Source organism: Streptomyces mabaensis (genome assembly GCF_053763515.1).
Genome location: NZ_JBSOPZ010000002.1, coordinates 26,208 through 45,107 on the forward strand (window position 1 = coordinate 26,208; position 18,900 = coordinate 45,107).

The following is an 18,900-nucleotide window of genomic DNA, read 5'->3' on the forward strand; positions in this document are numbered from 1 at the left end:
GGCTTGCTTCGCGATCGTGGCGGCCGTCGCCTTGGGAATCTGGCTCCAGTTCGGGGAGCGCCAAGCCCTGGACACGGTGCACCGCACAGGCAGTGAAGCTCCCGACCGGGTGGACGTCGACGCGTCGATCCAGCGCGTCGACGCCGCCGGCCGGGAGCTGGTCCTTCGCGTCCTGGTCATCCCGCGGGGAGAGCTGGCCGAGGCCGGCGGCGCGTCGCCGACCGAGGACCTCACACTCCAGACGTCGACCTCCACCCGCGGCGACCTGACCTTCAAGGCCCACAGCCGCATCGCGACCATGGACCTGCCCGTCACCCTGGCGAACGGCTCGATCACGGACTACCCGTTCGACGCCTAGGATGCCGCGATCGAGTTCAGTGCGAGCCAAGGAGGCGAGACGGTCCCGGTCCGCATGACCCTGGTCAACCACGACGTTCTCTTCTCGGCCGCCGTGGACGCCTCGCAGGTCAACGACGTGGCGGTCTTCGACGTCGGTCTGGAGCGTTCCAACAGCGTGCTCGTCTTCGCCGTCTTCATGATGGTCGCCATGTGGGCACTCGCCGTCTCCGTGCTCATCGGAGGGTGGTTCCTGGTCACGCGACGGAAGGGGCTGACGTGGCCCGCCCTCGGCTGGATGGCCGCCACGCTCTTCGCCCTGGCGGCCTTCCGGAACGCCGCCCCCGGCACGCCGCCGATCGGCTGCCTCCTGGACTACATGGCCTTCCTCTGGGCCGAGACCGTCATCGCCTTCTGCCTCATCACGGTGGTTGTCACAGGCTTCAAGGCCGAGCGCCGGCCATCGAGTACCGAGTCGCCATAGGACAAGGGGCCGTCTTCTCCAGCCCATCCCGCAGGGGGCCGGGCCGCCCGCGTCGGTACGGGCCCGCCGACAACCGATCGGTGGCTTCGTGGAGCCGCGCTGTCGAGCACGAGCTCAACCGGACGGCGTGACCGAGGACCACACGCCGAACCACTGCTCGCTGCCGTACTCCTCGAACCGCTCCACCTCGGCGAACCCCAGCTTCGCCGCGAGGCGCATCGAGCGGTCGTTGGCGGACTGGGTACAGAGCACCACCGGCTCGCTGGGAAACGCGCCGGCGAACCAGTCGAGTGCCGCTGCGCACGCCTCGGCGGCGTACCCGCATCCCCACGCCTCCGGCAGGAACATGTAACCGAGCTCGGCCTCCCCGGCATCCGGACGGACGTGCCCCGGACGCTCTGCGTCGCGCCGATCGAGCGTGATCATGCCGATCATCGCTCCGTCGAGATCGATCACGAAAAGGCCAGGGCGGCGCCCGGGCACTTCAGGCACCGCGCGCTCGAGCTCATCACGCGGTCGAGGGCCACCGATGTAGGTGCCCACCTCTGGCGAGGCGAACAGCGCGATAAACGCCGCACGGTCCCGGGCCTCGGGCTCGCGGAGCACGAGCCGCCCGGTCCTGATCGGGGCAGGTGGCCAGGCGCCGGGTCCGAGCTCAGTCATGCCGGCCAACCTAACCAGCAGGCTCGGCAGCGATCAAGACTCGCGGACCGAGCCCGCACCCTCCGGGACGGAGGCAGCCGCGCGTGTCGATGACCACGAGGGCCGGGTCCTCTGATCGGCGGGCCTCTCCCGCACCTGACAGCGCACCAGTTCCTGGATCCGCTGGTCGAGCCCGTCCTCGCGCCACAGCGTGAAGTAGTACGGGATGCCCGCGGTAGGGCGTCTGACGGCCGTCGTTGCGCGGTTCGGCCGGGGCCGGCCTGCGCTCGACCAGCTCCTCGGCGTGTCTGCGCGTCGTCCATCACCACGGGCGCAGGTGCTCGATCGTGACGCCGTGCTGCTCGGCCAATCGCTGGGCGATCAACGAGCGGTGGCAAGCCTCGGGGTCGCGCTCGACACAGAACAGCGCTGCGACCCCACCACTCGACAGCGCCGACACGACCGGCGTGAGGTCGGCGCTGTCGAGGATCTCGGCGGTGTAGCGGCGGGTGTATTCGGTAGCGAGTTCGCGGCGCGAGCGCTTGCCGACCCCTTGGCGATCGTCCTCGGCGTACTGGAGCCGGCGTAGCTCGGTGGTTGGGGCGAGCTCTGGATGGTGCTCGTAGGCGATCCGGGCGTGGGCGAGGGCCGCCTGCAGCCGGAGTGAGTTCGCCCAGGCGTACTCGGGTCCGCGGACACCGCGGCGCTGACGTACGTCGAGCAGCAGGCGGACCTCTGCGTGCAGCAGTCGTTGCAGGAAGGACTCGCCGTCGAAACCATAGACGCCGATTGTCACCATTCTGAGCACCGGAGATCACCCATCTGCCTGCTACTCGTGCCGGTTCAACCGGCACGAGTAGCAGAGGCGGCGAGGTCGCATCACGCGACGGCGGTTCCCTCAAGCTCGACCATCTGGCCGGGAATCGCCAGTCGCGTCACCCCGAGCATCGTGGAGGTCGGCGCCACCCCGGCGGCACCCAACCGCGCCGCCAGCACGCCGTAGTGCTGGAAGAGCAGATCGACGTCGGTCGTGTAGACGTTGAACCGGACGAGGTTCGCGAGAGACATGCCGGCCTCGCGGAGCACGGCCTCCAGGTTGTCGATGCTCAGCGTCAACTGCGCCGCCATATCACCGTCATGCTGGGGCTTGCCGTCGCCGCTCATCGCGGTCTGCCCCGAGATGTACAGGGTCCTTGTGTGCCCGGAGACGACCTCACCCTGGTTGAATCCCATCTCCACCGACCACGTCACCGGGTTGACCGCCGTTCGTTCCACTGCCACATCAGCTCCATTCGATTCATGGGGAGTACGTACGGCCATCGGCTCGGTAGCCGCCGGCTTCGACGTCGTGTTGACGAGCCTCGCAACAAATCACGACATCCTTAGTCATGTATTTCGATAGAGTTCTCGTATGCGCGCCGACCGGTTGGTCTCGCTGGTGCTGCTGCTGCGTCAGCGCGGTCGGCTGACTGCGGACACGCTGGCCCGCGAGCTGGAGGTATCCACCCGCACCGTGCTGCGCGACATCGAGGCACTGTCCGCGGCCGGCGTCCCGGTCTACGCAGAACGCGGCCGGCACGGCGGTTTCGCGTTGTTGCCCGGTTTCCAGACCGAGCTCACCGGACTGAACCACGACGAGGCCCTCGCGTTGCTTACCGCCGGATCGGGGCGCGGCGAGCAGGTATTCGGCCTCGGCTCGGCGCTCGCTTCGGCCATGCGGAAGGTGGTCGACGCGCTGCCCGAAAGCCACCGGGCCACCGCGAGCGACGCGGCCCAGCGATTTCTCGTCGACCCGGAGACCGACCTACTCTCACGCCGGCTGGTCACTGAGGAGGTACCCGACACCACAATGATCGAGGTCAGGCGAGCGGTGCTCGCCGGACACAAGCTGCGCATCCACTACGCGGCCACAGGCCGGACACCACAGTGGCGCACGGTGGACCCGATCGGCCTGGTCACCGTACGCGACCGGGCCTACTTGCTGGCCACGAGATCTGGCGCGGACCGCACCTACCGGCTGTCGCGGATGTTGGCCGCCGAGGAACTCCCCGAAACGGCACAGCGACCAGACCGGGTCGATCTGGACCGGATCTGGCGGGAACGCTCCGCGCAGTTTCTCTCCGGCGGCGACCACATCACCGTGCTGGTACGGGTGAACCCGGCGCGGCGGGAGGACCTGCTGGACACCGCGCTGGCCGTCCGCGCAGAAGAACCCGACGCAGACGGCTGGCTGCGGCTGGAGGTGACCTTCCAGGATTCCCGACACGCCGAATGGGCGCTGTGGCAGCTCAGCACGGACGCGGAAGCCCTGGCCCCGCAGTCGTTGCGCACCTCCCTGCGCAACCGCGCCGCCGCGATTGCCACCCGCTACGGAGACTCAGCCTTCTGACGGAGCTGCGGCAGCTGCGGGTCCCCGCATTGCGTCACTCGGCATCACTTTCCATCGAACGACGACGCCAAGTGGGCTGCGTGGAGGTTCAGGTTCGATGGCTGCAGGGCCAACACGTGCAATGAAAGCATGGCGATAGCACCTTTCAGCCTTGGATCAAACAATCTTTTGCCACTAGTCTTTCGGTATCCTTCGGCTCCGTGTCAGCATGCAGCGCACGCGGACGTCCTCGATGCGGGTTCAAGTGATATCGCTTTACCGTGAGAGGTTACGGCCGCATCGTGTGATTGTGCTGAGCGTCCCGAGGAGTGAAATGATCAAGCTTCGCAAGGTATCGACCTCCTTCTGCGCGGGGGCGCTGCTGGTTCCCGTCCTGCTGCCCCAGTCCCCGGAAGCTGATCCGGAGGTGACCTCGCGCCTCAGCCCGGTCGCCGCGCAGGCCGCCGCAGAGAAACTGCGGGTGGATTACGAGAGCGGAACCCTGGACTCGGGAGTGGACGGCCTGACCACTACGCACGCGACAGCGCCGGACGCTTCCGGCGTCGTGCAGCGTGGGCCTGGGGGCTGCTCGTACGCGGTCCAGCACAAGGTGACGCTCGGCGATGCGGCATACGAGTCCGACGGCGCACCGCGCAGCGAGAGCGCGACGGACCTGCTCGAATCCGGGCGCTTCGACGTGGGTGACGTGCACCGCTACGAGTTCAGTGTCCTGCTGAAGGACTGGCAGGCGCACGAGCCGGGTGACAGCGCCGCGGGCGACATCATCTTCCAGGGCAAGTACGGAGGTGGCAATGTCCCGGCGTTCTACCTCATGACGAAGCGCAATGAGGTGGCGTTCAGGTCTCCGCACCTGAACCGGCAGACGGCAGTTGTGGCGGACTTCCGGCCCCTCGTCAACCAGTGGATGAACTTCCGCGTGGATGCGCGCTGGACCACCGACGAGACGGGCCATTTCAAGGTCTCCGTGAAGCTTCCGGGGCAGTCCGGCTACAAGCCGGCCGTCTCGTACGAGAACGTGCCCACCTATCAGCCGGTGAATCCGGCCGACCACGGCTACCTCAAGTGGGGCCTTTACCGTCCCTCGCAATCGCTCGAGAACGGTGACGTACCCACGCGGATCGTTCAGCACGATGACATCCGCATTCTCGACCTGTCCTGACGTGAATCCGCAGCTCAATACCTCGTGGAGTACAGATGAACGACTCTCCTTTCCTCAGCAGGCGCCGAGTGCTCCAGGCAGGTGGTGCGCTCGGGCTGGCGACAGCCGCCGGATCCCTCCTTGCCACCCAGGCCGGTGCGGCAGCCGGTGGGCCGCCCATGACCGCGGTGACCGATCTGGGACCGGGCCTGGTCCAGTTCTCGCTGATGAGCGGGTTGCGGGTCGGCGACACCGTTTACATCGGGTCACGCAACATGAAGCCGTCCAGCGTGATCGCGTTCCATCTGCCGAGCCGGAAGGTGGTGGCCTCCACCCAGCTCGACGCAGCGCCCGAGCCCTCCATCCAGGCGCTCGCGGTGGACCCCACCGGTCAGTACCTCTATATCGGCGTCCTGCTCAAGGGGGACCAAGGCAAGCCGAATCTCTACCGGTGGGACTTGAAGACGCCGGACAAGCCTGCCGTAGGCATCGGCAGGACCGAGGACCGCGACATCCGCAAACTGGCAATCGCCCCCGACGGTACGGTGTACGCCGTGGGCGGCATCCCGGGGAAGGCGCCCGCGCTGTGGCAGTACGACCCGGCCACCGGTGCTGTCACCAACCTGGGCGTCCCCGACCCCAAGGCGACCCTGTCCCGGGCACTCGCGGCCACGGAGACGACCGTCTTCTTCGGGGCGGGCAGCATCCTTTCCGGCGGGAGCGGCGCGAGCAAGGCATCTCTGTTCGCCTATGACCGACAGGCCCGCACGTTCACTTCGGTCGTGCCCAAGGAGCTGGAGAAGGACACCGAAATTCGGGAACTCGCTGTCGTGGGCGGTCACCTGATCGCCGGCACTTCGGGCGGAGTCGCTCCCGCGAACTTGGCCGTGATGGACCTGAAGGACCTCTCCTCGTACACCGTGGCGCCCACACAGGGCAAGGTCGTCAAGACGTTCGCCGCCGACGAGGAGCGGTTCTACTTCGCCTCCGCGTCGGGAGTGAACGCCTACTCGAAGGCGGACAAGACGATCTCCCCCGTGGAGTTCAGCGGACCGGACCTCGGGGAGATCTGGGGCGTGGACCACGTCGACGGGCAACTGACGGTCGTCTCGGGCTACGGCTTCGTCGCCGAGATCGATGTGTCGGCCAAAACGTCGGTGGTCACCGATCTGCAAGAGGCAGGCGCGAAGGCCAGTCCGCAAGCAGGCATGGGCATCGCCGCCGGCCGCGGGTACGTCTATCTCGGCGGCAATGGCGCCATCTCCCGGCGCAACCTGCAGACCGGCGAGGTCGTGAACCTGCGGGCGCCCGGTGAGGCCAAGGATGCCGAAGTGATCGAAGGCGTCCTGTACACCGGCCAGTACAGCTCGCAGGGCATCTGGCGGTACGACCCTTCCGGGCGACAGCAACCGCATCAGGCCGCGAGCTTCCCCAGCGAGCAGAACCGGCCGCTGGACACCTCGTGGGACCCGCTCAACGAGCTGCTCCTCGTCGGTGTGCAGTCCGACACCGAGGGCGGCGGCGCCCTGTGGACGTACTCCCCCAGCACCGGGAAGTCGGCCTCCTACGTCAATCCGATTGACGACGTCCAGCTCGTCCGCGCGGTGGCCAACCGGGACGGCGTCGCCTACCTGGGCGGCGACAACGCCTCCAAGACGGGACCGCGCGCCACTGTCGTCGCTGTCGATCCGGTCACCGGCACGGAACAGTGGCGCGTCGATACGAAGCAGGTGGCGGGTGTGGCGGCCCTGGCGGTGCAGGGCCGAAGCCTCTACGGGCTCACCACGAAGGGCGGGTTGTTCGTCATCGACCTGAGGACCCGGAAGGTGGTGCACACCGCTGACGTGAGCAGCGTCAGCAAGGGCTTCGCCGCCCTGGTCACCAACCGCGGCGTGGTCTACGGCGTCTCGGACACCACGCTCTTCCGCTTCCACCCGAAGACGTTCGCCGTCAGCACCGTCGTCGCCGGCATCAACGGTGCCTGGTACAGCGGCCCGCATGTCAACGTCCACGAGGGCCTGATCTACACGCTCCGCGGCCACAACCTCGTCGCAGTTGACGACCGGCCGTCGCACTGAACTGCGGCTGTCCATGAAATCCGCCGGTCCGGGCCGATGTTGACCTTTGATTGATATCTTTCGGTTGTCGAGTGAAGGAGTATGGCTCACTCGTTATCGAGAGGGGACTGAAGGTGTTGGCTGACGAGCGGCGGGAAGCGATCCTGCGTGCTGTGGAGCGACAGGGTTCGATCACAGTGAAGGAACTGGCGGCGGAGATGGGCGTCTCCGCCGTCACCTTGCGCCAGGACGTACGGGAGCTGGCCGGCCGGGGGCTGCTGACCCGTGTGCACGGCGGCGCCAGGGCCCTGGCCTCGGCCGATACCTCCCCGGCCGAGGCTCCTGTCCCCGCCGTGCCGCCCGCGGCGGAGCGGTACGCCATCGGGCTGGTGGTGCCTCCGGGCGGCTACTACTACGCGGAGGTGATCCGCGGCGTCCAGAACGCGGCCCGCTCACGCGGTGTCCGTGTCGTGCTGGCCGTCTCCGGTGAGTCGCTGTCGGAGAACCAGGAGCAGGTCCGCCAGCTCATGGCCGGCGGCATCGACAGCCTGTTGTTGATGCTGCACCCGGGCCTGCGCCCGGTGGACGAGGCCGAGCAGTGGTTGAGCAGCCTTGAGGTACCTGCCGTCCTGGTGGAGCGCCGGGCGGGGATACGGGGCGGTCGCCTGGAGCAGGTGGCCTCCGACCACGCCTACGGTGCGGCGCTGGCGGTACGTCACCTTGCCGGGCTCGGGCACGACAGAGTGGCCCTCGTCGCCAGGGCCGAGAGCCCCAACACGGCTCTCCTCAGCGCCGGTTATGCCGACGCCGTAGCGGCCATGGGGCTGACGCCGGGGCCGGAGTACCGCATCAGCACCACCGGTGATGCGGCTCCGGCCGACGCGCGTTTCGAAGAGGTGGTCCGGGCCGTGGAAGCCGGTGAGTTCCGGGCAGCGCTGGTGCACAACGACATCGATGCCATCGCCCTCGTCGGCATCCTGCGCGCACGGGGAGTGCGCGTGCCGGAGGATCTGGCCCTGGTCACCTACGACGACGAGGTCGCCGAGCTGAGCGACGTCCCCCTCACCGCGGTGGCGCCCCCCAAGCAGGCGGTGGGGTCGTGGGCCCTGGACCTGGCGGTACGCCGGCTGTCCGACCCTTCCACGCCGCTGGCCGAGATCCTGCTCCGCCCGGAACTGCGGGTGCGTGCGTCCTGTGGCGCCGACCGCCGAGCCGGCGCCTGATCATGTGATGCCATGTGGCTTCGTTTTCCAAAAAACGAAAGCGAATGCATTGACTGGCTGTCGTATGTAACGAATGATTGCGGTGACACCCAAGCGAACGATCGGTGGCACATCATGATTCGTAGACGCGTGACAGCACTGGTCTGCTCCGTCGCGGCACTCGGCCTTCTCGCCACGGGATGTGGAGGCTCGGAGAGTGGGGCACCCGCGGCGGAGAAGACCGGAGAGGTCACCTTCTGGTCCTTCCTCAAGGGCTCCGACAAGGTGGCGGAGGCCTTCAACCGGACCCACCCGGACATCAAGGTGACCTTCGAGGCCGTACCCTCGGGCCAGGAGTACTACTCCAAGCTCACGAACGCCGTGAAGGCCGGTACCGTCCCGGATGCCGCGGTGGTCGAGTACCCCCACCTGCCGGAGTTCGCCACGCAGGGCAAGCTGGAGGACCTGGGCGACAAGCTCGGCCCCCTGGTCAAGGACCACTTCCCGAAGTCGACACGGCAGCTGGTCGAGCTGGGTGGCCAGACGTGGGGCGTTCCCCGCGACGCCGCGCCGCTGATGCTGTACTACCGCAACGACTTCTTCAAGACGAACAAGATCGACGTCCCGAAGACGTGGGACGAGTACCGGAACATGACCGGGCAGGTGAAGAAGGCCGACCCGAAGGCCCGCGGCGGGGTCCTGTACACCGACAACCCGGGACTGCTGACGGCCCTTGCCTGGCAGGCCGGAGGGAAGTGGTTCGGCACGGAGAAGGACGCCTGGAAGGTATCGCTCGACGACGCTCCCTCCCGGAAGGTGGCCGACTACTGGGGCGACCTCGCCCAGCAGGACCTCGTCCACTCGCTGAGCTCGCTCGACCCGTTCTGGACGAGCGTGCAGCAGAACCGGACCGTTGCCTACGTCTGCGCGAGCTGGTGCGCGGGAGCCCAGCAGGCGACCGTGGCCGACCAGGCAGGCAAGTGGTCGGTGGCCCCGGTCCCGACCTGGGACGGCAAGCCGGCCTCCGCCATGTACGGCGGCTCGTCCTTCGTCATCCCGAAGGGCGCCAAGAACGGCGGCGCCGCAGCGGAGTTCATCAAGTGGATCACCACTGACCCCGAAGGCATGAAGGCGTGGGTTTCCTCCGGTACGAGCAGCATGTTCCCCGCCGACCCCAAGCTCGTACCGGTCACCAAGTCCGCTTTCTCCACTGAGTACTTCGGCGGCCAGGACGTGTACGGCGTGGGCAGCAAGTCCTACGACGCGGTCGTGCCCAGCTGGACGTGGGGCCCCGTCATGGGAAGCACGAACACGGCCATCGTCGACCAGCTTCCGAAGGTCGCCCAGGGCAAGGTGAAGCTCGTCGACGTCCTGACCGGCGCGCAGAAGGCCACCGCCGAGGACATGGAGCGGCGCGGGATGAAGCTCGCCCCGTAGCACGCGAACCCCTGGTGAGCCGATGCCCGCCCCGCCGCGCCCCGCCGGGCGGGGCCGGTATCGGGCTCATCCCCCCGCTCCTTCCCGCTCTCATCGAGAAAGGCCCGGTATGACAAGCCCGTCAGCCCGCGCCCAGCGCCGTACCGCCGCGCTGCTCCTGGCACCGTTCTTCGGCCTCTTCGCCGCCGTCACCCTCGCCCCGCTGATCTACGCGGGCTGGATGAGTCTGTTCACCACCCGCACCTCCGGCCTCGGCTTCGGTGGCACTGAAGAGGTCTTCGCCGGACTGGACAACTACATACGCGCGTTGTCGGACCCAGCGTTCCGTGACGGATTCCTCACCATCGCCGCGTACGTCGCGGTCTATATCCCGGTGATGATCGGCGGCGCGCTCGTCCTCGCCCTGCTGCTGGACTCGGCACTGGCCAAGGCACGGACCTTCTTCCAGCTGGCCCTGTTCCTCCCGCACGCGGTGCCCGGTCTGATCGCGGCGCTCATCTGGGTCTACCTGTACACGCCGGGGCTGAGCCCGGTGATCGACTTTCTCAGCTCCGGCGGCCTCGAGATCAGCTTCTTGTCGGCGGACAACGCGGTGTTCTCCGCGGCGAACATCGCCGTCTGGGAGTGGATCGGGTACAACATGGTCATCTTCTACGCCGCGCTCCAGGCGGTGCCGGGCGAGACCCTGGACGCGGCGAAGATCGACGGTGCGGGCGGTATCCGTACCGCCCTGTCGATCAAGGTGCCGATGATCCGCCCGGCCATCGCTCTGGCTGTGCTGTTCACCGTGATCGGATCGGTCCAGCTCTTCACGGAGCCGAAGGTCATCTACAGCGCGTCCAGCGCGATCGGCAGCAGCTGGACGCCCAACATGTTCGTCCAGACCGCCGCCTTCACGCACAACGACTTCGGCCTGGCCGCAGCCGCCTCGCTGCTCATCGCGCTGTTCGCCGCAGTGCTGTCATTCCTCGTCACCCGTTTTTCGCGCAGCAGGAGCAAGCCGTGACCAAGTCCACGACACGCATTGTCCCGGCGCCCGCTGCGGCCCCGGAGCGGAAGAGCGAGGGCAGGCCGGCCCGGCACAGCCCCGGAAAGCGTCCGTCGGTCCTGCTGTCCAAGGCCGGCGTGACCGCGATGCTGGGTCTCGCCGCCCTCTACACACTTCTGCCGATGCTCTGGCTGGTCCTGTCGTCCACGAAGAGCCGCCAGGACCTCTTCGCCACGAACGGCTTCGCACCGGGCAACGACTTCGCGCTCTTCGACAACCTCGGATACCTGTTCGAGGTCGACAACGGTATCTACCTGCGCTGGACGGTCAACACGCTCCTGTACGCCGGTATCGGCGCGCTGCTGGCCACGGTGTTCAGCGTGGCCGCCGGGTACGCGTTCGACAAACTGGCCTTCCCCGCCAAGGAGAAGCTCTTCTCCCTCGTCCTGCTGGGCGTAATGGTGCCCGGAACGGCAATGGCGATACCGCTGTACCTGATCGCTGCCAAGGCTGGTCTGGTGAACACCTTCTGGGGCGTGTTCATCCCCGGCCTCGTGTTCCCGTTCGGGGTGTATCTGGCCCGGGTCTTCAGCGCGTCCTACGTCCCCAACGAGGTCCTGGAGGCGGCCCGGATGGACGGGGCCGGCGAGTTCAAGGCCTTTCGCCGGATCGCCCTGCCCATGCTCGCGCCTGGCTTCGTGACCATCTTCCTCTTCCAGTTCACCCAGATCTGGAACAGCTTCTTCCTGCCCTTGGTGATGCTGTCCGACGAGGACCTCTTCCCGGTCAACCTCGGTTTGTACGTCTGGTATTCCTCCGCGCTCTCCCAGGGGCACCCGCAGGACTACCTCCTGGCAATCGTCGGATCGCTGGTGTCCGTGGTTCCACTGGTCGTCCTCTTCCTGATGCTCCAGCGGTACTGGAAGTCCGGCATGACAGCCGGCGCCGTCAAGTAGGCCATCGTCATGAGGATCCCCATGCCATCCACTCAGCCCCGCCCGCACGCCCTGTTCGCCATGGGCCGCCGGCACCGCGACGCCCTCTTCCCGACGGCCGCAGTCCAGCGGCTGGCCCAGCACGTCGACATCGATCCGCACGTCCTCGCCGAGGACTTCGACCGGGTGCCGGACCTGTCAGCCGTCGAACTCCTGATCACGTCCTGGGGATGCCCGCCGCTCGACAACGCCGTGCTGGCCCGCATGCCGGCGCTGAAGGCGGTCGTGCACGCCGCGGGGAGCGTCAAACACCATGTGACGGACGCGTGCTGGGACCGCGGACTCCTCGTCTCCACCGCGGCCGCCGCCAACGCCGTACCCGTCGCCGAGTACACGGTCGCCGCCGTCCTCTTCGCCAACAAGCGAGTACTGGAGATCGGCGGGCTCTACCGCGAACACCGAGCCGCCCTGGACTGGTCGGCGCACTTCCCGGGCTTCGGCAACTACCGCAGGACGGTCGGCGTGGTGGGCGCATCCCTCGTGGGGCGCAGGGTGCTGGAGCTGCTGCGCCCCCACGACTTCGACCTCCTGCTGGCCGATCCCCACCTCGACCCGGCGGCGGCCCAGTCGATGGGGGCCCGGCTCGTCGGCCTCGACGAGATGCTCGCTGCCTGCGACGTCGTCTCGCTTCACGCCCCGGCCCTGCCCGAGACCTACCATCTGATGGATGCCCGCAGACTGTCGCTCCTGCGGGACGGCGCCACACTCATCAACACCGGGCGGGGCTCGCTCATCGACACCGAGGCGCTCACCGCCGAGGCTGCGTCAGGACGCATCCACGCCGTCCTCGACGTCACCGACCCCGAGGTGCTGCCGGCGACATCGCCGCTCTACTCGTTGCCCAACGTGCTCCTGACCCCGCACATCGCCGGCTCGCTCGGCGGTGAGCTCCAGCGCATCACCCGCAGCACCCTGAACGAGATCGAACGCTACTGCGCCGGCCGGGAGTTCGCCCATCCCGTGACCCGCGCGGCGCTGACCACTTCGGCCTGACCTTCCGGGCGGCTGCCGAGCTGCCTCAGGCTGCTTGAGCAGTGGCCTGTCGCCCTGCCCTGAACGGCGCCGACCCACCTGCGGAACATGCGCGCCAGAACTCGGAGTGCCAGCATGCCCCAGACCGGCCACCTGTCGGACGTTCTCGTCTACACCCGCACCACGGGCTACCGCCACGACTCCATCCCCGCCGGGAAGGCCGCTCTGCGCGAGCTGGGCGAGGCACACGGCTTCACGGTGGAGGTCTCCGAGGACCCTGCGGTCTTCACCGACGCTTCCCTGGCGGGGCGCAGTGCGGTGGTCTTCCTGTCCACCAGCGGCGAGGTACTCACCCCGGACGGACAGGCAGCCCTGCGGCGCTGGATCTCGGACGGCGGCGGCTTCATGGGCGTCCACTCCGCCGCGTGCACCGAGTACCAATGGCCGTACTACGGCGACCTGCTCGGCGCGCGCTTTGCCGGCCACCCCGCCTTCCAGCCCGGCACCGTGCTGGTCGAGGACCAGAGCCATCCGGCGATGATCCACCTGCCGCTGCGGTGGGAGTGGAACGACGAGTGGTACGACTTCCGAAGCAACCCGCGGCGCCCCGGCGTACACGTCCTCGCCACCATCGACGAGTCCGGCTACGAGGGAGGCGGCATGGGCGCCGATCACCCCCTGGTGTGGTGCAGGGAGTTCGACGCCGGCCGCTCCTTCTACACGGCGCTGGGTCACGCGGACGACTCCTACACCGACCCGGCCTTCCTCCGCCACCTCCTGGGCGGCCTGCGCTGGGCGGCGGGCGCGGCAGGCTGATGCCGTCGGGACCCGGGGACAGCTCCCGGAATCCCACCGCCGTTGACTGGGCCAGGCCGGAAGCTTAGTCTCACGTAAAGAAAGCGCTTTCCATACTGAATGGAGAGCCCCGGCTCCGAAGAGAAGAGAGGACCACCGATGTCCCGCAGAGTGATCGGCATTGTGATGAACGGCGTGACCGGCCGGATGGGCTACCGCCAGCACCTGGTGCGCTCGATCCTGGCCATCCGCGAGCAGGGTGGGCTCGCCCTGGAGGGCGGCGAGGTGCTGTGGCCCGAGCCGATCCTGGTCGGCCGCAACGCGCACAAGCTCAAGGAGCTCGCCGACCGCCACGGCCTCACCCACTGGACCACCTCGCTCGACGAGGCACTCGCCCACCCGCTCGCCGAGATCTACTTCGACGCCCAGGTCACCCAGGCCCGCGAGCAGGCCATCAAGGCCGCCATCGCCGCCGGCAAGCACATCTACACCGAGAAGCCCACCGCCGAATCCCTCGACGGCGCACTGGAGTTGGCCCGTCTCGCCCGCGAAGCCGGGGTGGCCAACGGCGCCGTCCAGGACAAGCTGTTCCTGCCCGGCCTGCTCAAGCTCAAGCGCCTGGTGGACGGCGGCTTCTTCGGCCGGATCCTCTCCGTACGCGGCGAGTTCGGCTACTGGGTGTTCGAGGGCGACTGGCAGGCCGCTCAGCGCCCGTCCTGGAACTACCGTGCCGAGGACGGCGGCGGCATGATCCTCGACATGTTCCCGCACTGGCGGTACGTGCTGGACAGCGTCATCGCCCCGGTCCGCTCGGTGTACGCGCACACCGCCACCCACATCCCGCAGCGCGTCGACGAGCAGGGCCGTCCGTACCCGGCCACCGCCGACGACGCCGCGTACGGCATCTTCGAGCTGGAGGGCGGAATCACCGCCCAGCTCAACTCCTCCTGGGCGGTCCGGGTCGACCGGGACGAGCTGGTCGAGTTCCAGGTCGACGGCACCGAGGGCAGCGCCGTCGCCGGGCTGCGCAACTGCCGTATCCAGCACCGCGCCTCGACCCCCAAGCCGGTCTGGAACCCCGACCTGCCGGCCACCGAGTCGTTCCGCGCGCAGTGGCAGCAGATGCCGGACAACACCGAGTTCGACAATGGCTTCAAGGTGCAGTGGGAGCTGTTCCTCAAGCACGTGGTCACCGGGTCGGCGTACCAGTGGGACCTCCTGGAGGGCGCCAAGGGCGTGCAGCTCGCCGAGCTCGGCCTGCGCTCCGCGCGCGAGGGCCGCCGCCTGGACGTGCCCGAGCTGACCCTCTGACCCGTCCCTCCGCCTCCCCGCCATGCACGACCATGCGATTGCGATGACACCATGACCGAACTCCAGCTCCCCGGCATCGGCCGGTACCGGCTGCACGAACCCGCCGCCCCTGACCTGTCGGCGGGCACCCCCACATCCCGCCTCGCCTTCGCGGCCGCCCACGTGGTCGCCGACCCGCTCGGCGAGAACGCCCCCGGCGCGCCCGCCTCCGTCGACTGGGACGCCACCCTGGCCTTCCGCCACCACCTCTGGTCGCTGGGTCTCGGCATCGCAGACGCGATGGACACCGCGCAGCGCGGTATGGGACTGGACTGGGCCGCCACCAAGGAACTGATCATCCGCTCCGGTGCCGAGGCCCGGACCGTCGGCGGCCGCCTCGCCTGTGGGGTCGGCACCGACCAGCTCACCACTCCCGCCACCGGCCTCGGCCAGGTGATCTCCTCGTACGAGGAGCAGCTCGCCGTCGTCGAGGCCGCCGGCGCGCAGCCGATCCTGATGGCCAGCCGGGCGCTTGCCTCGCTCGCCGACGGCCCGGAGGACTACCTGGAGGTGTACGGCCGGCTGATCCGGCAGGCCGAGCAGCCGGTGATCCTGCACTGGCTCGGCGACATGTTCGACCCGGCGCTGGCGGGTTACTGGGGCTCCCGCGACCTGGACCGGGCCACGGAGAGCGTTCTCTCGCTGATCAAGGAGCACAGCGAGCGGATCGACGGCATCAAGGTCTCGCTGCTGGACGCCGAGCGGGAGATCGCTCTCCGGCGCGCGCTGCCGGCCGGGGTACGGCTGTACACGGGCGACGACTTCAACTACCCCGAGCTGATCCGGGGGGACGAACTCGGCCACAGCGACGCCCTGCTGGGCGTATTCGACCCGATCGCGGCAACTGCGGCTGCCGCCCTGCGGGCGCTGGACGCGGGGGACGTCGACCGGTACGACGCTCTGTTCGCACCGACGCTGCCGCTCGCCCGGCACCTGTTCGCCGCGCCGACCTTCCACTACAAGACCGGCATCGTGTTCCTGGCCTGGCTGGCCGGACACCAGGACCACTTCACCATGGTGGCCGGCGCGCAGAGCGGACGGTCGGTGCCTCACCTGGTCGAACTGTTCCGGCTCGCCGACGCCGCCGGGGTACTGCCGGACCCGGACCTGGCCGCCCACCGGATGCGGCAGTTCCTCGCGGTGGCGGGGGTGCAGGCGTGAACCGGCTGTCGTTGAACCAGATCACCACCAAGCGGTGGAGCCTGCCCGAGGCCGTCAAGGGCTGCGCCGAGGCCGGCATCGCGGCGATCGGCCTCTGGCGGGACAAGGTCGCCGAGACCGGCCTGGCGCGCTCCGCCAAGCTCTGCCGGGACGCCGGAATCGCGGTCAGCAGCCTCTGTCGCGGCGGCTTCCTCACCGCCGGCGACGAGCATGAGCGGCGCGCCGCACTCGTCGACAACTTCCAGGCGATCGAGGAGGCCGCCGAACTCGGCACCGACACCCTGGTGATGGTGGTCGGCGGCCTCCCCGGGGGCAGCCGCGACCTGGTCGGCGCGCGCGCCCGGGTCGCGGACATGATCGGCGAACTCGCTGCGCACGCGGGTGACTTCGGGGTCCGTCTGGCGATCGAGCCGCTGCACCCGATGTTCTGCGCCGACCGGGCCGTGGTCTCCACCCTCGGGCAGGCGCTGGATCTCGCCGAGCCGCACGCGGCCTCCCAGGTCGGCGTCGTCGTCGACAGCTACCACGTGTGGTGGGATCCGCAGTTGGCGGAGCAGATCGCCCGTGCCGGGGCCGGCGGGCGGATCGCCTCGTACCAGGTCTGTGACTGGACGCTTCCGCTGCCCGCCGACGCCCTGCTCGGCCGCGGCCATGTCGGCGACGGTCACATCGACTTCGGCACGCTGACCGACCACGTGACCGCGGCCGGCTACACCGGCTGGATCGAGGTCGAGATCTTCAACGAGCAGATCTGGAACACCCCTGGCGAGCAGACACTCAGGACCATGATCGAGCGTCACCTCGCCCACGTTGCTGCCCGTCTCTGAGCCGACACCTCCGGGAAAGCGCTTACCCGAGGACTGGGCAGCGAGTCAGCGGGTCCGTGCGGGGGTGCTGGCCCGAACCACGACCTCGCCCTTGATCCGGCGCTGCCTGGGCGCGGCCCCCTCCTCGGCGGTGAGCACCAGCTCCAGGGCGACGGCGCCGGCCTCCTCCAGGGGCAGGCGCACCGTGGTCAGCGCAGGGTGGACGTCCCGGAGCGTGGCGATGTCGTCGAAGCCCGCCAGCGCCAGGTCACCCGGCAGCGAGAGGCCGCGGTCGCGGCACGCCGCCATCGCACCGACCGCCATCACATCGTTGACGGCGAAGACGCACTCGATACCCTCAGTGGTGTCCAGCAGCTCCAGCATGGCCTCGTGGCCGCCGTCGCGGGTGAACGCCCCGCGCACGACCGCCTCGGGCGCGGGGACACCGGCGTTGGCCAGACCGCCGCGGAATCCCTCCAGCCGGTCGCGCGCGGTCAGCAGACTTCGAGGGCCTGCCAGCACACCGAAGCGGCGGTACCCGAGCGCGACGAGTTCGCTCGCAAGGGCCCGTGCGCCGCTGCGGTTCTCGATGACGACCGTGTCAACCGGCAGCCGCTGCTGGCTGATCACCACAACCCGGCCGCCTCCTGCTTCGAAGGCCTGGATCTCCCGGGCGAGCGACTCCTGCAGCTTCGGGTCGTCGACCCGGCTGCCGGCCAGGATCGCCGCCCGCCCGCGCTGCCCGCGCAGCGCCGCGATGTAGTCCAGCTCGCGTTCCGGGCGCCGGGCGGTGCTGCCGACGGTCACCAGCAGCCGGTTGTCCTCGGCGGCCCGCATCACGCCGGCCGCGATCGAGGAGAAGTACGGGTCCGCGATGTCGTGCACGACCAGGCCCACCACGCTGGTGTGTCCACGCGCCATCGCCTGGGCCTGTGCGTTGGCCGTGTAGTTGAGCCGCGACGCCGCGGCCAGCACCTTGTCGCGCAGTTCCTGGCTGACCCTGTGGGAGCTGCCGTTGATGGAGCGCGAGGCCGTGGCGAGCGACACCCCGGCCTCCCGCGCCACGTCGGACAGCGTCACCATGCCCGGCTGGGACGTCGTATCCACCCGCGGTTCCCCCATCGTCAGCTCCTCGTCGCCTCGTAGCGCCGGGCTCATCGCTCCAGGAATGCGCATTCCCAGCGTAACGCGGCACGGTCACAGCGATCAGGGTGCTGCGTCCGTGGGTGGCGGAAGGCCCCTCAGCACAGCGGCCCAGCATCAAAGTCATCCGGTGACACTCGACCTGCACCGCCTGTGGATCTTCATGCAAGTCATCGAGCAGCAGGGCTTCTCCGCCGCCGCCCAGAAGCTCTACATGAGTCAGCCCTCGGTCTCGAACCAGGTGCGAAGGCTGGAGGAGTCCCTGCGGATCACACTGATCGACCGGTCGAGCGCGCGGATCAGGCCGACAGCAGAGGGCGAGCTGCTGGCGGAGTATGCCAGCCGGGTCTTCCTGCTTGCCGACGAGGCGGTGTCGGCTGTCCAGCAGCTCAGCGGCCTTCAGACGGGGCGCCTTGTGGTGGGAGGGTCGACATGACGATCGCTCATACGCTTCCTGGTCCGATCCCCAAGCCGGCCAGATCGCCCTCGCCGCCCACCTCCGCCACGTGTCAAGCGCACGCCGCTTCGTCGCGAAGCTGGCTGCCGACTGGGGTGTGGACGGGGACCGGCTCGACTCGCTCGTCCTGGTCGTCGGTGAGCTGGCCGCCAACGCCGCGCAGCACGGCGGGCCGGAGATGTCGGCCATCGGCGGCGAGTGCGGCCGGGGACTGAGCATCGTCGCCCAGCTGACGGACTGGTGCAGCGTCGACGTCCAGGCGTTCTCGTGGCACGTGCGCGCCGGATTCAGGGTCGCGGAGTAGGCAGGGCCGGACCTGGGCCGTCGCCACACACCACCCCACCGCATACCGGCCGAGAGCGTCATCGGCCTGGACGTGGACGCCGACTGCATCAAGGGGGCGGCCCTGACGTTCTCCTGGGTAAGCCCGCTGAAGCCCCACGTAAAGAACGGTGCGGGCCGCATTCTCCCCTTCCCCGAATAGCCGCCATAGCCGAAACGGGGGTTCCTCCTGCACGGCCCGCGCCGCCAGTCTCGGTCGCAGCAGA

The 18,900-nt window shown here is 68.8% G+C and carries 19 protein-coding genes and 1 pseudogene; 15 read left to right on the top strand and 5 right to left on the bottom strand.

Annotated features, from left to right (window positions below; all coding sequences use genetic code 11):
* Window positions 1–76: 76 nt before the first annotated feature.
* A pseudogene (locus ACWV17_RS01660) lies at window positions 77–820 on the top strand (DUF4436 family protein).
* Between the two features lie 114 nt (window positions 821–934).
* Here ACWV17_RS01660 and ACWV17_RS01665 read toward each other — a convergent pair.
* The 4 genes from ACWV17_RS01665 to ACWV17_RS01680 all read right to left on the bottom strand — a co-directional run bounded on the left by ACWV17_RS01665 (window position 935) and on the right by ACWV17_RS01680 (window position 2,737).
* A complete protein-coding gene (locus ACWV17_RS01665; RefSeq protein ID WP_455358166.1) occupies window positions 935–1,483 on the bottom strand; it encodes a GNAT family N-acetyltransferase in 549 nt (182 codons plus the stop codon).
* A 10-nt stretch (window positions 1,484–1,493) separates the two neighbouring features.
* A complete protein-coding gene (locus ACWV17_RS01670; protein WP_455358352.1) occupies window positions 1,494–1,757 on the bottom strand; it encodes a DUF4186 family protein in 264 nt (87 codons plus the stop codon).
* Window positions 1,758–1,784: 27 nt separating this feature from the next.
* On the bottom strand, window positions 1,785–2,261 hold the full coding sequence (locus ACWV17_RS01675; RefSeq protein ID WP_455352258.1) for a DUF488 family protein, N3 subclade: 477 nt from the start codon (window positions 2,259–2,261) through the stop codon (window positions 1,785–1,787).
* Between the two features lie 80 nt (window positions 2,262–2,341).
* On the bottom strand, window positions 2,342–2,737 hold the full coding sequence (locus ACWV17_RS01680; RefSeq protein WP_455352280.1) for a RidA family protein: 396 nt from the start codon (window positions 2,735–2,737) through the stop codon (window positions 2,342–2,344).
* 136 nt (window positions 2,738–2,873) lie between these two features.
* Here ACWV17_RS01680 and ACWV17_RS01685 point away from each other — a divergent pair, with 136 nt between their 5' ends.
* The 12 genes from ACWV17_RS01685 (at window position 2,874) to ACWV17_RS01740 (ending at window position 16,773) form a co-directional block, all read left to right on the top strand.
* Window positions 2,874–3,851 (top strand): helix-turn-helix transcriptional regulator, encoded by a 978-nt coding sequence (locus ACWV17_RS01685; protein ID WP_455358167.1) that lies wholly within the window; start codon window positions 2,874–2,876, stop codon window positions 3,849–3,851.
* Between the two features lie 313 nt (window positions 3,852–4,164).
* Complete coding sequence (locus ACWV17_RS01690; protein ID WP_455358168.1) at window positions 4,165–5,010, top strand: heparin lyase I family protein; 846 nt, start codon at window positions 4,165–4,167, stop codon at window positions 5,008–5,010.
* Window positions 5,011–5,045: 35 nt separating this feature from the next.
* A complete protein-coding gene (locus ACWV17_RS01695) occupies window positions 5,046–7,067 on the top strand; it encodes an outer membrane protein assembly factor BamB family protein (protein WP_455358169.1) in 2,022 nt (673 codons plus the stop codon).
* Window positions 7,068–7,219: 152 nt separating this feature from the next.
* Entirely contained in the window at window positions 7,220–8,269 is a 1,050-nt protein-coding gene (locus tag ACWV17_RS01700; protein ID WP_455358170.1) for a LacI family DNA-binding transcriptional regulator, read from the top strand.
* A 129-nt stretch (window positions 8,270–8,398) separates the two neighbouring features.
* Window positions 8,399–9,685, top strand: a complete 1,287-nt coding sequence (locus tag ACWV17_RS01705; protein ID WP_455358171.1) for an ABC transporter substrate-binding protein — start codon at window positions 8,399–8,401, stop codon at window positions 9,683–9,685.
* 109 nt (window positions 9,686–9,794) lie between these two features.
* Window positions 9,795–10,691 carry a carbohydrate ABC transporter permease gene (locus ACWV17_RS01710; RefSeq protein WP_455358172.1) on the top strand — a complete coding sequence of 299 codons (897 nt, stop codon included), beginning with the start codon at window positions 9,795–9,797 and terminating at the stop codon, window positions 10,689–10,691.
* Window positions 10,688–11,629, top strand: coding sequence for a carbohydrate ABC transporter permease (locus ACWV17_RS01715; RefSeq protein WP_455358173.1), 942 nt, complete (start codon window positions 10,688–10,690; stop codon window positions 11,627–11,629). The genes ACWV17_RS01710 and ACWV17_RS01715 overlap by 4 nt, the downstream gene beginning before the upstream one ends.
* A gap of 60 nt (window positions 11,630–11,689) precedes the next feature.
* Window positions 11,690–12,661, top strand: coding sequence for a hydroxyacid dehydrogenase (locus ACWV17_RS01720; RefSeq protein WP_455358353.1), 972 nt, complete (start codon window positions 11,690–11,692; stop codon window positions 12,659–12,661).
* A 114-nt stretch (window positions 12,662–12,775) separates the two neighbouring features.
* Entirely contained in the window at window positions 12,776–13,456 is a 681-nt protein-coding gene (locus ACWV17_RS01725) for a ThuA domain-containing protein (protein WP_455358174.1), read from the top strand.
* Window positions 13,457–13,594: 138 nt separating this feature from the next.
* Window positions 13,595–14,746, top strand: a complete 1,152-nt coding sequence (locus ACWV17_RS01730) for a Gfo/Idh/MocA family protein (protein ID WP_455358175.1) — start codon at window positions 13,595–13,597, stop codon at window positions 14,744–14,746.
* A gap of 51 nt (window positions 14,747–14,797) precedes the next feature.
* Window positions 14,798–15,946: a dihydrodipicolinate synthase family protein gene (locus tag ACWV17_RS01735; RefSeq protein ID WP_455358176.1), complete on the top strand. Its 1,149-nt coding sequence runs from the start codon at window positions 14,798–14,800 to the stop codon at window positions 15,944–15,946.
* A complete protein-coding gene (locus tag ACWV17_RS01740; RefSeq protein WP_455358177.1) occupies window positions 15,943–16,773 on the top strand; it encodes a sugar phosphate isomerase/epimerase family protein in 831 nt (276 codons plus the stop codon). Before ACWV17_RS01735 ends, ACWV17_RS01740 begins: the two co-directional genes overlap by 4 nt.
* Window positions 16,774–16,818: 45 nt before the next feature.
* On the opposite strand, the gene ACWV17_RS01745 is transcribed toward ACWV17_RS01740, so the two are convergent.
* The gene (locus ACWV17_RS01745; protein WP_455358178.1) at window positions 16,819–17,928 is read right to left on the bottom strand and encodes a LacI family DNA-binding transcriptional regulator; all 1,110 of its coding nucleotides are present in this window, start codon (window positions 17,926–17,928) and stop codon (window positions 16,819–16,821) included.
* A gap of 97 nt (window positions 17,929–18,025) precedes the next feature.
* Between ACWV17_RS01745 and ACWV17_RS01750 the strand changes: the two genes are divergently transcribed.
* Window positions 18,026–18,331: a LysR family transcriptional regulator gene (locus ACWV17_RS01750; protein WP_455352245.1), complete on the top strand. Its 306-nt coding sequence runs from the start codon at window positions 18,026–18,028 to the stop codon at window positions 18,329–18,331.
* On the top strand, window positions 18,231–18,656 hold the full coding sequence (locus ACWV17_RS01755) for an ATP-binding protein (RefSeq protein WP_455358179.1): 426 nt from the start codon (window positions 18,231–18,233) through the stop codon (window positions 18,654–18,656). Before ACWV17_RS01750 ends, ACWV17_RS01755 begins: the two co-directional genes overlap by 101 nt.
* Window positions 18,657–18,900 lie beyond the last annotated feature (244 nt).

What these genes read in the sequence shown, in the direction of transcription:
- ACWV17_RS01665 (WP_455358166.1), bottom strand. Translation starts at nt 1,483, where the DNA reads ATGACTGAGCTCGGACCCGGCGCCTGGCCACCTGCCCCGATCAGGACC.
- ACWV17_RS01675 (WP_455352258.1), bottom strand. Translation starts at nt 2,261, where the DNA reads ATGGTGACAATCGGCGTCTATGGTTTCGACGGCGAGTCCTTCCTGCAA.
- ACWV17_RS01685 (WP_455358167.1), top strand. Translation starts at nt 2,874, where the DNA reads ATGCGCGCCGACCGGTTGGTCTCGCTGGTGCTGCTGCTGCGTCAGCGC.
- ACWV17_RS01690 (WP_455358168.1), top strand. Translation starts at nt 4,165, where the DNA reads ATGATCAAGCTTCGCAAGGTATCGACCTCCTTCTGCGCGGGGGCGCTG.
- ACWV17_RS01695 (WP_455358169.1), top strand. Translation starts at nt 5,046, where the DNA reads ATGAACGACTCTCCTTTCCTCAGCAGGCGCCGAGTGCTCCAGGCAGGT.
- ACWV17_RS01710 (WP_455358172.1), top strand. Translation starts at nt 9,795, where the DNA reads ATGACAAGCCCGTCAGCCCGCGCCCAGCGCCGTACCGCCGCGCTGCTC.
- ACWV17_RS01720 (WP_455358353.1), top strand. Translation starts at nt 11,690, where the DNA reads ATGGGCCGCCGGCACCGCGACGCCCTCTTCCCGACGGCCGCAGTCCAG.
- ACWV17_RS01725 (WP_455358174.1), top strand. Translation starts at nt 12,776, where the DNA reads ATGCCCCAGACCGGCCACCTGTCGGACGTTCTCGTCTACACCCGCACC.
- ACWV17_RS01730 (WP_455358175.1), top strand. Translation starts at nt 13,595, where the DNA reads ATGTCCCGCAGAGTGATCGGCATTGTGATGAACGGCGTGACCGGCCGG.
- ACWV17_RS01735 (WP_455358176.1), top strand. Translation starts at nt 14,798, where the DNA reads ATGACCGAACTCCAGCTCCCCGGCATCGGCCGGTACCGGCTGCACGAA.
- ACWV17_RS01745 (WP_455358178.1), bottom strand. Translation starts at nt 17,928, where the DNA reads ATGCGCATTCCTGGAGCGATGAGCCCGGCGCTACGAGGCGACGAGGAG.
- ACWV17_RS01755 (WP_455358179.1), top strand. Translation starts at nt 18,231, where the DNA reads ATGCCAGCCGGGTCTTCCTGCTTGCCGACGAGGCGGTGTCGGCTGTCC.